At 66.9% G+C, this 12776-nt stretch carries 8 protein-coding genes; 6 read left to right on the top strand and 2 right to left on the bottom strand.

The genetic code is table 11. The features are described 5' to 3' along the window. Positions 1-79: 79 nt before the first annotated feature. The gene (locus L1892_RS02965) at positions 80-1744 is read left to right on the top strand and encodes a PucR family transcriptional regulator (protein ID WP_235721930.1); all 1665 of its coding nucleotides are present in this window, start codon (positions 80-82) and stop codon (positions 1742-1744) included. 22 nt (positions 1745-1766) lie between these two features. Here the strand turns inward: L1892_RS02965 and L1892_RS02960 are convergent, their stop codons facing one another. Then, a complete protein-coding gene (locus L1892_RS02960; protein ID WP_235721929.1) occupies positions 1767-3167 on the bottom strand; it encodes an MFS transporter in 1401 nt (466 codons plus the stop codon). A 367-nt stretch (positions 3168-3534) separates the two neighbouring features. On the opposite strand from L1892_RS02960, the gene L1892_RS02955 reads away from it, so the two are divergent. Next, positions 3535-5133, top strand: a complete 1599-nt coding sequence (locus tag L1892_RS02955; protein ID WP_235721928.1) for a hypothetical protein — start codon at positions 3535-3537, stop codon at positions 5131-5133. Positions 5134-5203: 70 nt separating this feature from the next. Here L1892_RS02955 and L1892_RS02950 read toward each other — a convergent pair whose 3' ends face one another. Then, positions 5204-6571, bottom strand: coding sequence for a glucose-6-phosphate dehydrogenase (locus tag L1892_RS02950; protein WP_235721927.1), 1368 nt, complete (start codon positions 6569-6571; stop codon positions 5204-5206). Positions 6572-6658: 87 nt separating this feature from the next. On the opposite strand from L1892_RS02950, the gene L1892_RS02945 reads away from it, so the two are divergent. The 4 genes from L1892_RS02945 (at position 6659) to L1892_RS02930 (ending at position 12704) form a co-directional block, all read left to right on the top strand. Continuing rightward, entirely contained in the window at positions 6659-8428 is a 1770-nt protein-coding gene (locus L1892_RS02945) for a glycoside hydrolase family 15 protein (RefSeq protein WP_235721926.1), read from the top strand. Positions 8429-8541: 113 nt separating this feature from the next. Continuing rightward, positions 8542-10344 carry a thiamine pyrophosphate-requiring protein gene (locus tag L1892_RS02940; protein ID WP_235721925.1) on the top strand — a complete coding sequence of 601 codons (1803 nt, stop codon included), beginning with the start codon at positions 8542-8544 and terminating at the stop codon, positions 10342-10344. Positions 10345-10447: 103 nt separating this feature from the next. Next, on the top strand, positions 10448-10789 hold the full coding sequence (locus L1892_RS02935) for a DUF1801 domain-containing protein (RefSeq protein ID WP_235721924.1): 342 nt from the start codon (positions 10448-10450) through the stop codon (positions 10787-10789). 259 nt (positions 10790-11048) lie between these two features. Beyond that, positions 11049-12704, top strand: a complete 1656-nt coding sequence (locus L1892_RS02930) for a hypothetical protein (RefSeq protein WP_235721923.1) — start codon at positions 11049-11051, stop codon at positions 12702-12704. The last annotated feature ends 72 nt before the right edge of the window (positions 12705-12776 follow it).

The raw sequence follows: 12776 nt of genomic DNA, 5'->3' as shown, positions 1-12776 counted from the left end.
GCACATAGAGCGGTGCGAAGTGCCCTGGTAATCCACAATAGGACGAGCGCTGAACGCAGGCCCGACAGGAAGCAGGCCGATGGAACCGCATCCCCGATTGACTCTCGCCGGCCTCCTCGACGAACCGTTGATGGAGGGCGCCCGTGTGGTGGCGGGCACTGCCGCCACCGACACCCCGGTGACCTGGGCGCTACCGTTCACCGAGGTCATGAGTCGTTACGACGACCTCACCGCCACCGTCGTCTACACCCGGCCGGAGTCGCTGGCCGCCAAGCCGTCCAGTCTCGGCTCGCTGCTGGCGCGCGGCGCCCCGGCGGTCATCGTCGATGGCCCACTACCGTCCACGATGACCGCCGACTCGTTTCCCACCGGCCTCGTCGTGGTGGAGATGGGATTTCCCATCGGCTTCGGGCCGCTGAATCGACTGCTCGCCGAACGTGCCCTCACCCAGGAGGTGCACGTGATGCGCTATGCGACACATGTGCATCAGTCGCTGGCGGGCATGCTGCATCGCGGCGCCGGGATGCCACTACTGCTACGGGAGGTGTCGGCGTTGTCGCATTCCCCCGCCGTCGCCCTCGACTCGCACTGCCAACCCGTCGCCGACCACGCCATCCCGGCAGACTGCGCCGAGGCGGTGCTCGCCGCGGTACGCACGACACTCCTCGAGCGTGGAGACGCTCCCGACAACCACCACACCGCTGTCGTTGCCGACCTCACGGCCGACGGTGTGCGGTGGACATGTACGGCCAGTCCGATCCTGCTCGGCAAGTACTTCGAGGGGTGGGTGGCGATCCTGCGCCGTGGCGAACGCCCCGGGGAACATGACCTCGCTCAGCACGCCGTGGTGGCCGAGCAGGCCACCGCGATCATCGGCTCGGAGATGTTGCGTCAACGCAGCGTCGAGGAAGCCGAGGAACGTGCGCGGGGCGATTTCGTGCAGGCGCTGGTGCACGGCGGGTTCGCCTCCGACCTCGAGATGCGCACGCGCGCCGGCTATCACGACATCGACCTGGACGCGACGTTTGCGGTGTTCATCACCCGCGACGACAGTCGCGCACCGGACTCCGACGAGAATCCCCGCGGCAGCAGCCGGTTGCTGCGTCTGGCGCGGTTTGCGGCCAGCCTGCTGCCCCACCGCGACGTGCGGTCATATGTGACCGTGCTCGGCGACGTGCTCGTGGTGGTGCGGACCGTCCGGTCCACGGCACCTTCAGAGGTGGACATCGAGGTGGCCGATTACGCCCAAGCCATGGCCGAGGAACTGACCGCCCGCGGTCACGACGTGCGATCCCCGGTCGCCTACGGCGCCGTCGCCGTCGGCGCATCGCAGATCCGCGACAGTTATCGCGAGGCCCGTGTGGCCCTGGGAATCGCCTCGCGGATGCACCTGCAGGGTGCGGTCGCGTATCGCGATCTGCGGTCCTACGGCGTGCTCGAGCAGATCGCCGACACCGACCGGAGCCGCCAACTCGTGGCCGACGTGCTCGGCCCCATCCGGCTCGGCACGGAACTGCATGCCACGCTGCTCGCCTACCTGGAGCAGGGTGGCAACGTGAATGCCGCTGCGCGCGTGCTGAACATGCACCGCAACACCATGCTGTCCAAGCTCGACCGGATATCCCGGACCATCGGACTCGACATCCGGGAGCCGGAGAATCAGTTCACCGTGTGGCTGGCCGTTCGGCTCGAACTGCTCGACAATCTCGGCGTCTCGGTGGCCCGAGAGGTCAACTTCGTCTAGCTGACCGCGACCGTTCCTGCGGTCAGCGGGCCGCCGGCTCCAGGTGATCGTCCGGGGCGGGCGCATGCGGGGTGGGGGTGCGACCGAGGAACGAGGCGGCGAAGCCACCGGCGGCGATCGCGGCGGTGACCGCGAACAGGACGGCGTGACCACCGTGGGCCAAGGCGACGGCCACCCACGCCGCACCGAGCGCGGACCCGCCGAATCGCATCAGATTGAACAGGCCCAGCCCGGTGCCGCGTGCCCCGGCGGCCGAGCGTGTCGAACCTGCGGCCGCAGGCGTCTGCACCAACGCGATCCCGACCCCGCTCACCACGAGAACAACGACCAGCCAAACGAATTCAGCGCCGGCGAGGGTGACCGCACCCAGCGCGACCTGCGACGCGCAGAGCACCACCAGGCCGGTACGCAACACCCGGCGCGCGCCGACGCGGTCGGAGATCCCGCCGACGATGGGTGCGAGGATCGCCATGGTCGCCGGCAACGCGAACAGCAGCGCCCCAGCGAAACTGGTGCTGCCGCCATCACCCACCACATAGAGCGGGATGACCAGCAGTGTCGCGCCCAGTGCGAACATCTGCGCGAAGGCGGCCAGCGCGCTCCGGACGAACCGCGGTTCGACGATGTCGCCGACATCGAGGAAGGGCACGGGCACGCGGCGACAATGCACCACGCACACCGTCAGCAGCACCACCGCGGCTACGGCCAACACACCGGAGATCCACAGCGGCACACCGCCGGACCCCACCAACGTGACCGCCAGGATCAGCAACGCCGAACCGAGGGTCAAGGTGGCGGCGCCGAACTTGTCCAACCGCATCACCCGCGCCGGATATCGGGGCACGCTGCGTAGCGTCAGTATCAGTCCGATCAACGCGCACGGGATCAGCGGGACGAACACCCAGCGCCACCCCCAGGCGTCGGCCATCAGCCCACCCAGCGATGGCCCCACGGCCTGGCCGATGCCGTTCACACTGGCCCACGCCCCCACCGCCCGCGCTCGTCGTCGGGGGCCGAAGAGCCAGGCGATCAGTCCCATCACCGCCGGCGCGAACACCGCCACTGCGAGCCCCCCGAGTGCGCGCCAGGCGATCAGCACCTCCAGCGTCGGCGCGGTGGCTGCGCCGGCCGAACACACCGCCGTGCCCACCAGGGCCGCGCAGTACACGCGTCGTCGGCCGTATCGATCGGCGATGTAGCCGGCCAGCGGCATGGTGGCGGCGAAGGTCAGCAGGAACCCGACAACGACAAACACTCCGCGTCCCAACGGTGCGTCGAAGTCGTCGAGGATGTCGGTGAGCGGGACGTTGACGACGTTGTTGCTGACCGTGCCGACGAGCGTGCCGGTGAGCAACGCGGCAAGGGCCAGCGGGGTACCTGCATCGTCTCCGCGCGCCCGCTCGTCGTCACGGCGCTCCACCATGTGCACTCCTACCGGTCATCGCGATCCGCCCGCGACCAACCGCCGTGGGTACCGAGAATTTTTCCATCCGAATGGAGCGGTCGGCACCTCGTGCGCATGTCAGAGTGCACACGATGCCACGTCCGATGAGGACAACCTGCACAGCCGACTGGTCAGCATCACCAGGATCTGCGGACGTGACGAAACACTGAGGTATCCGACGATTTACCGGCGTGACACAACCGATCGTGAGACTGTCGTTCGACGGCATCGTGCACAGCGAACACCGACCGGAGGTGTGCATCGTATCGATTGACCGCCGATGACGGCGGGAGGAGGGTCTTCACCAGCACAGCCCCTTTCGTTCATCTCCCGCTAAGGATTCAACGTGCAGCCCATCAATCTCACCGCCGCCCACTGGATTTACCTGGCCGGCATACTCGTCATCATCGCGACGATGGTGATGCGCAAGAACATCGTCGTCCCTGCCGTGATCGCCACGTTCCTCACCGCTTTCGCCTTCTCCAACAGCATCGTCACCGCGATCGCGTCGATCTTCAACGCGAGCCTTGTCGCGGCCAAGGAACTGTTCAACATCTTCCTCATCATCGCGATGGTGACCGCGATGCTCGGCGCACTGCGCCAGATGGGCGCCGATCGACTGATGATCGCCCCGTTCCGGCACGTGATGCGTGGTGCCACAGCAAGTTTCATCGTTCTTCTGGTGGTCACCTACCTCATCTCGCTGTTCTTCTGGCCGACGCCCGCGGTGCCCCTGGTGGGCGCGGTGTTGATTCCGGTCGCGATTCGGGCGGGTCTGTCACCGATCTCGGTCGGCATGGTGGTGGCAATCGCCGGACAGGGGATGGCACTGTCGTCGGACTATGTGATGAAGGTTGCCCCGGGCATCTCCGCGACCGCCGCCGGTGTGGACACCGACGCCGTCGCCGACAAGGCACTCGTCCTGTCGCTGGTGGTGGGGTTCGTCGCCGTGGTGATCACCTGGGTGATGCAGCGTCGCACGTGGCGCGCACCGTCGGCGGAGTTGCTGCGCGAATGGGAAGCCGAGGCCGACCGCGGGGCCGCCGATGTGGAGGCCGAACTCGAGGTCGCCGAGACCGACGGGTCGGCGGGGCGTTCCGGTACGGGGGCCGGCGGCTCGGTCGCGGCCGGAACCGGCAACAGCGGCAGTGGATCAGATGCCGGCAGCGGTTCGGGTTCGGCGGGTACCGCCGTGATCGACCGCCCGGAGCCGAACGATCCGGGAGCCGAACCTCGGGCAACGCGTACCGCCAAATTGTTCGCGGCGCTCGTTCCGTTGGCCTACCTGGCCTTCATCGTCTTCCTGATCCTCGGTAAGGCCGGCGTCGTCCCCGCGCTCGAAGGCGGTGAGGCAGCCGCGATGGTCGGCGGGATCGCTGCCCTGATGCTGTTTGCCGTCTGTGCGGCGCACGAACCGCGCAACTTCCTGGAGACGACCGCCGATCACCTGGTCGACGGCCTGGTGTTCGCGTTCAAGGCCATGGGCATCGTGTTGCCGATCGCAGGCTTCTTCCTCATCGGCAACTCCGACTTCTCCAGCCAGATCCTGGGGCTGCCCGAGGACGTGACCGGCCCGGCCTTCCTCTTCGACCTGGTCAGTTCCGCCCAGTCACACCTGCCGAACATCCCGATCCTCACCGGACTCGGCGTCCTGCTGGTCGGTATCGTCGCCGGTCTCGACGGCTCGGGTTTCTCGGGTCTGCCACTGACCGGCGCGTTGGCAGGCGCGCTGGCACCCGGCGTCGACATGGACCCGGCGACGCTGGCCGCGATCGGGCAGATGGGCAACATCTGGTCCGGCGGCGGCACGCTGGTGGCGTGGTCCTCGCTCGTGGCGGTCGCCGGATTCGCCCGGGTGCCGGTACTCACGTTGGCGCGCAAGTGCTTCGTCCCGGTGGTCTCGGGTCTGGTGATCTCCACCATCGTGGCGGTCTACCTGCTGTAGCGCCGTCGCCTCGTCGCAACCCCGTTCGTGCGCACAGTCGATGCGCCGGACGGGGTTCGGTGCTTTCAGGTCACACCGAAGGCCATCCCTCCGGCCCCGCCGAACCGGCGGGGTATTCCTCGAGCGGTACGCGACCGGCCTGCCAGGCGTCGATGATGGGACCGACGATGCGCCAGCACTGTTCGGCCGCGTCGCCCCGGACGGCGAGAGTGGCATCGCCGTCGAGGATGCCCGAGAGCACCTCGGCATAGGCGCGGATGGAGCCCTCGCCCAGATCCGCGCCGAGCTCGGTGGCCGCCAGATCGAACGGGTCGGTGCCGTCATGTACGTTGAGCCGCAACGACATCGCGTCGGGACCGAAAGTCAGGCGGAGCACATTGGGTGCCACGTCCCCGCTGAACTGCTGCGGCAGGTGACGTACCGGACGGAAGTGCAGGGCGATCTCCTTCACGGCAGGCTCGAGAGCCTTCCCCGACCGCAAGGTGAACGGGACCCCTGCCCAGCGGGCGGTGTTCACCTCGAAGGTCGCCTCCGCCAACGTCTCGGTGGCCCGGGTCGGGTCGACGCCATCCTCGTCCACATAGGACGGAAGGTGTTTGCCGTCGACCTGACCCGAGGTGTAGCGCGCGCGGCGCGATGATCGGACGGGGTCGCCGCCCATGACACGGGTGGCGCGCAGCGCAGCTCCCGTCGCGTCTCGCAGATCGCGTTCGTTCAACGACGCCGGCGGGTCCATCGCGACCACTGCCAGCAGTTCCAGCAGGTGACTCTGCATCATGTCGGTCAGAGCGCCGGCTTTGTCGTAATAGCCTGCGCGGCCTTCGAGTCCGAGGGTCTCGTCGTAGCGGATGACCACCGACTCGATGTGCTCGGCCGACCACACCGGTTCGAACACACGGTTGGCGAATCGGATGCCGAACAGGTCGAGCAGGATGGATTGGCCGAGGAAGTGATCGACGCGGAACACCTGGTTCTCCGGCACGAGCCGGGCGAGCCGGGCATTGAAATCCCGTGCGCTGTCTTCATCGGTGCCGAACGGTTTCTCCAGGGCGAGCATCAGGCCGTCGGGGAGATCGTCGAGTTCGGCCATGGCGTCACACGACTGCTGTGCCACCGACGGCGGCACCGCGAAGTACAGCACCGAACGTCCGTCGCCCGCCTGATCGAGAACTTTCCGCATACCGTCGGACGTGCCGACATCGGCCTGGAGGAATGTGGTTCGGTCGGCGACCTGCCGGGCCGCCGGTGCCACGTCATCGCCGAACGCACCGGACACCCGTTCTCGCCACTCGTCGTCGGACACGTCGCGCCGGCCCACTCCCACCAACCGCACCGAGCGGTCGGGTTCGAGGGCGAGGAGTTGGGCGAGGGCCGGTAGCAGCAGGCGTGAGGTCAGGTCCCCCATCGCACCGAAGATGAACAACGTCGTGGTCGCCATACCCGACGGTAACCCTCCAGCGGATTCGGGCGCGCGGATCTCGTCGCCTTGCCGCACGAATCGTCACCGATGAGGACAATCGAGATCATGGGTGCACGCATCGAGGATTACGCAATGGTGGGCGATTGCCGGACTGCCGCGCTGATCTCCGCGGACGGCAGCATCGACTGGCTGTGCGTCCCCCGATTCGACTCGGCGTCGATCTTCGCCGCCCTGCTCGGCTCGGTGGAGCACGGCCAGTGGCGATTGGCTGCCCGTGATCCCGACGCCCGGATGACCCGGCGCTACGACGACGACACGCTGATCCTGGTCACGCGGTGGGTGACGTCCACCGGCACCGCCGAGGTCCACGAGTTCATGCCGGTCGACGGCGGCCGGGTCGACCTGGTCCGCCGGGTCGTCGGACTGTCGGGATACGTCGATTTCGAAACCGAGTTGCGGATGCGGTTCGACTACGCGAGATCGATCCCGTGGGTGTCGCAGGTCGGCGACACCGGTGGGCCGGCTCTGCGCGGCATCGCGGGTCCGGACGCCTGCGTTGTCCGGGGTGTACCGCTGCATGCCGACGGCGACGTTCATCGCGGGTTCTTCACGGTGGAGCCCGACGTCACCGTGGATCTCACGCTGACCTGGTATCACTCGCACCGCCAGGAACCGGGACCGTTGCCTGTCGACGACGCGCTGGCCCGCACCCGCGACTGGTGGACCACCTGGGCGAGTCGGATCGACCACAGCGGGCCGTATCACGACCAGGTGATCCGATCGCTGATCACCCTGCGCGCCTTGAGCAATCTGGATACTGGCGGGATCGTCGCGGCGGCCACCACATCGCTTCCCGAGCAGTTCGGCGGCGCCCGCAACTGGGACTACCGCTACGTGTGGCTGCGTGATGCGTCGCTGACGTTGGAAGCGCTGGTGAATCACGGCTTCCTGCACGTGGCCGAGCACTGGCGGATGTGGCTGATGCGTGCCATCGCCGGCGACACCGAGGACATCCAGATCATGTACGGCATTGCGGGCGAACGGGATCTGCTCGAACGCGAGCTGCCGCAGCTGCCCGGCTATGAGAACTCGGCGCCCGTGCGCATCGGCAACGGTGCGGTCGATCAGTATCAGGGCGATGTGATCGGCGAGGTGATGGTGGGCCTCGACGACGCACGCGCCGCCGGCCTGGCGGAGACGCCGCTGTCGTGGTCGCTGCAGAAGGCATTGCTCGAACAGGTGGAGGCCAAACTCGAGTGGCTCGACAACGGAATCTGGGAGATGCGTGGTGAGCCAAGGATGTTCACCCAGTCCCGGGTGATGAAGTGGGCCGCGTTCGACCGGGGTGTCCGCGCGGTGGAGCGTTACGGGCTCGACGGTTCGGTCGATCACTGGCGCGAGCTGCGAGACCGGCTCCGTCACGAGATCGACACCGAATGCGTCGATCCCGCCTCCGGTCGGTTCGTGCAGTACGCGGGTACCGACGAGGTCGACGCCTCGTTGCTCCTGCTGCCGCAAGTCGGTTTCTGTGCGCCGGATGATCCGCGGATGGTGGCGACCGTGGAGCACATCGAACGCACGCTGCTCCGTGGTGGCCTGGTGCTGCGCTACCGCACAAGCACAGGCGTGGACGGCCTGGCCGGCGACGAGCATCCCTTCCTGGCCTGCACTTTCTGGCTGGTCACCCAATATGCCCGCAGCGGGCGCCACGACGACGCCACCGCACTGATGAAGTCCGCGCTGGCCACCGCCAACGACGTCGGCCTGTTCTCCGAGGAGTACAACGTCGACGAACAGCGCCAAGCGGGCAACACCCCGCAGGCGTTGTCGCATCTCGCGTTCGTGCGGGCGGCAGACGCGCTGCGCGACGGATAGGAACCGCCCGAACTGGATAACGTCTGCGCGGATCTCATTTCCGTAGGTGTCAAAACCGTCTCGACCGGGTAGTCGAAGGGCGACCACGAATCACGAGATGCGTAGGAGATTTCATGGGTGACACGGTCGCCGACGTCGTTCTGTCGAGGTTGCGTGAGTGGGATGTCAAGCAGGTCTTCGGTTATCCCGGTGACGGGATCAACGGCCTCCTCGCTGCGTGGGTTGACGCCGACGACGATCCACAGTTCGTGCAGTCCCGGCACGAGGAGATGAGCGCTTTCCAAGCAGTCGGATTCGCGAAGTTCTCCGGTCGCGTCGGGGTGTGCGCGGCCACCAGCGGCCCCGGCGGGATTCACCTGCTCAACGGTCTCTACGACGCGAAACTCGATCACGTGCCGGTCGTGGCGATCGTCGGGCAGACCGAGCGGTCGGCGATGGGTGGTTCGTATCAGCAGGAGATCGACATGCTCTCGCTGTACAAGGACGTGTGCAGCGACTACGTGCAGATGTGCACGGTGCCCGAGCAGATCCCCAATCTGATCGACCGGGCCTTCCGGATCGCGATGACCGAACGGGCGCCCACTGCGCTCATCTTCCCGTCGGATGTCTTCGAACTCGACTATTCGCCGCCACAACACGAGTTCAAGCAGGTGCCGTCGAGCCTCGGGATCGAGGAGGCCACGCCGGACCCCGATCCGGCTGGGGTCGCGCGGGCTGCCGACGTCCTCAATGCGGGCGGGACGGTCGCGATGTTGGTGGGCCAGGGCGCGCGGGGATGCGTCGACGAACTGACCGAGGTGGCAGACAAACTCGGGGCCGGGTGCGCCAAAGCGTTGCTGGGCCGCGATGTCCTGCCCGACACGCTCCCGTGGGTGACCGGCTCCATCGGACTGCTCGGCACCACCGCGAGCTATCACCTGATGCGTGACTGCGACACCCTGCTGACCGTCGGGTCGAACTTTCCCTACACCCAGTTCCTCCCGCAACTCGACCAGGCGCGCGGCGTGCAGATCGACCGGTCCGGCAAGTGGATCGGCATGCGCTACCCGAACGAGGTCAACCTCGTCGGCGACGCCAAACGCACGCTGCAGCAACTTATTCCCAAACTCGAGTACAAGCAGGACCGCTCCTGGCGCGAGTCGGTGGAAACGAATGTGGCGCGCTGGCACAAGACCGCGCAACGCCAGGCGATGACCGATGCGCACCCGATCAACCCGATGCGGATCTTCCACGAGTTCTCCGAGCGCGCACCGTCGAATGCCATCATCGCCGCCGACTCGGGGAGCGCAGCCAACTGGTACGCCCGTCACATTGTTTTTCGCGACGAGATGCGCGGCTCACTGTCGGGCACCCTCGCCACCATGGGCCCCGCCGTGCCATACGTGATCGGCGCCAAGTGGGCACACCCAGACCGGCCGTCAATCGCCTTCGAGGGTGACGGTGCGATGCAGATGAACGGATTGGCCGAGATGCTCACCGTCGCACGCTATTGGCGGCAGTGGGCCGATCCGCGCCTCATCGTGGTCGTGTTGCACAACAACGACCTCAACCAGGTCACCTGGGAACAGCGTGCCATGTCCAGTTCGCCCAAATTTGCTGCTTCCCAGGATCTCCCCGAGATGGACTACGCAGCTTTCGGGCGCAGCATCGGGCTACACGGCATCAACGTCGACGAGACCGACCAACTCGGGGACGCCTGGGACCACGCACTGTCGGCCGACCGGCCCACGCTCCTTGATGTGCGGTGCGATCCGGATATCCCGCCCATTCCGCCGCACGCCACGCTCGAGCAGGCGATGTCGCTGAGCACCGCACTGGTCAAGGGCGACGAAGACGCCTGGGGCATCATCCGCGAAGGCGCCAAACAGAAGGTGCAACAGTATCTGCCGGGAACCAAGGGAGACGTCAGTAGGTGAAGGGATTCCCTCAGCGACCGCACGTCCGATCGGGCGTGCGGTCGCTGCTCGGATTGCGGCCGAACGGCCAGGACCGGGTCACCCCGCCGAGTACTGTGATCGGATGACGACCGACTGGCGTGACACGCGTGCCCAGCAGATTCGGACACTCATCGTCCAGGCCGAACCCGACATCACCGAAGAGATCAAGTGGCGCAAGCCGTCCAACCCGGGCGGGGTGCCGACCTTCTCGCTGGACGGGCTGGTGTGCACGCTGGAGACCTACAAGGACAAGATCAAGGTCACCTTCGCCCAGGGCGCCTCACTACCCGATCCGGCCGGCGTCTTCAACGCCAGCCTGACTGCCGGTACGCGCCGCGCCGTCGACATCAGAGAGTCCGACTCCGTGGACGATGACGCTTTTGCCGACTTGATCCGTGCCGCAGTGGCATTCAACCGGAAGTAGCCGCGGAGGTCGACCGGCGCACGCCACGCAGCGGGACCTTGTCGGGGGTAATCCCTACCCTGCTCTCATGCGTTGCCTCAGTGTGCCGATCGTCGATCGGTTGTTGTCGTACCCCCTCGATACTCTGAATCTGTTCGTCGACGCCGCGCCTGTGCCGCATCCTCCGATGCTGCTCGACCGTTGTTGTCGGACCCCATCGTTAGCCTGATGGTAGTTCCTGATTCGTTGGCCGCCGCCGTCTCAAAAGAAGGGTCTTCTGGTGTTCTCCTTCACCGATCACGACGCCGATGACACCGTGTTGTCGGCGCCGCTCGATGGTGTCGCCGAACAGATGGCCTACGCCGAGGGTGTGCGCGACACGCTGCGCTTGAGCCGCCAATCCGAGGCCCGCACCGTGCTCGGTGCCGGCATGATCGGCGACCGCGCCTACAACGACCGCATGAACGGACAAGGCCCACACGCCAACTCCGGCTCCCACACCAAAGCCCACAAATTCGCCATCGGCGAGATCTCCCTGCAACTGGGCATCACCCGCGGCAAAGCCGGCGAATGGGCGTCGCTGGCACACATGCTGGCCGACCTGCCCAAAATCCGGTTGGCCTACCTCGCCGGCGACTTCAGCACCCACCGCGTCACCGAACTGGCCACCAGCTCGCAGACCGCCCCGAAAGGCAACCTGCGACCACGCCTCAACGACATCCTCGACGAAGCGCTCGGTCCCCGACCCGACATCCCAATCGAGGAACCCACCCCAGACGCAGACGCGTGCGCCGACAGTGACGCAAGCGTTGACGCAGACGCGAGCGCCGACAACGACGCGTGCACCGACGACGACCCGGATACAGGCGATGCAGTCGAGGACCACGCACCCGAGGACCCAGCGCAGGCGCCCGTCGATTTCGAAGACATCGCCCTGGAACTGGCCTACCGGCCCACCCCCGACACCGTGCTGCGCGACGAACTCGACAGCGCACTGATCAGCCTGGACCCCGACGCGCACGCCCAAGCCCGCGAAGACGTCGCCCAAGCCTTCCAGAACGTCACCTTCGCCAAAGAAGCCTTCGGCCACATGCAAATGTCGGCCTGCCTGAGCGCCGAACACGCCATCCACCTCCAACACCGCATCGCCGACCTCATCGCCGAACGCGTCTGCCGCCGCGACCCCCGCCGCGTCGGACACCGACGCGCCATCGCCCTCGCCGAAATCCACAGCGTCCCCGACACCCACCTGCACTGCGAATGCGGCTACGACACCTGCACCGCCCGCACCCGCAAGCAGACCGCCGACACGACCCCGCCGGTAGCGGTCGACGACGCGACCCCGTCGGTGGCGGTCGACGACGACGACAAGGTCACACCCGAGACCACGGCCACGCACACCGCCGACAGCACGGACTCCGCCGAACCCGCAGAGCCCGACACCACCACTGTCGAACCTTCTGCTGCACAGTCACATACCGCCGAAACCACCCCCGACCCGACATCCGACGACCCCGGCGACGGTAGCGAATCGACCCGACCCTGGACCGCACGCTGCGACGCGCCCACCCCCGACGAGCGCGCATCGTCACACACCGGCCCCGACCACGTAGGGTCTGCACATAACCCCACCGAGGCCGACCCACTCGCACACCACCACGCCGCCGAACGCACAGTCGACAACGAAAGATCAGGCCACCAAAGCCCACTCGACGCAAAACAGCACCCAGTCAACGGAAAACAGCACCCACTCGACGGGAAACGACGCCCACTCAACGAGAAACGACGCCCAGTCGACGTGCGGCGGGTGCGTTGGAACGAGTCCACACCTGCCGTCCTCCCACCGACACCTGCAGTGCTCGAATCCCGCTGCGCGGGCACCCCACGCGCCCACCGCATCGTCCGCTACCGCGACTACCGCTGCCGACACCCCTAGCCTGCAGGGGCCTCGGCAAGGCCCGCCCCGCACCCGTGCGTGACGCTCCACAACCGACCTTCCTGGCCGGTC

This window comes from Gordonia tangerina (assembly GCF_021556435.1).
Lineage (GTDB): Bacteria > Actinomycetota > Actinomycetes > Mycobacteriales > Mycobacteriaceae > Gordonia > Gordonia tangerina.
This window is presented reverse-complemented; position numbering and strand designations above follow the sequence as displayed.

Bases quoted from the DNA above. Each gene is read 5' to 3' on its own strand.
- L1892_RS02965 (WP_235721930.1), top strand. From the start codon at position 80: ATGGAACCGCATCCCCGATTGACTCTCGCCGGCCTCCTCGACGAACCG.
- L1892_RS02960 (WP_235721929.1), bottom strand. From the start codon at position 3,167: ATGGTGGAGCGCCGTGACGACGAGCGGGCGCGCGGAGACGATGCAGGT.
- L1892_RS02950 (WP_235721927.1), bottom strand. From the start codon at position 6,571: ATGGCGACCACGACGTTGTTCATCTTCGGTGCGATGGGGGACCTGACC.
- L1892_RS02945 (WP_235721926.1), top strand. From the start codon at position 6,659: ATGGGTGCACGCATCGAGGATTACGCAATGGTGGGCGATTGCCGGACT.
- L1892_RS02940 (WP_235721925.1), top strand. From the start codon at position 8,542: ATGGGTGACACGGTCGCCGACGTCGTTCTGTCGAGGTTGCGTGAGTGG.
- L1892_RS02935 (WP_235721924.1), top strand. From the start codon at position 10,448: ATGACGACCGACTGGCGTGACACGCGTGCCCAGCAGATTCGGACACTC.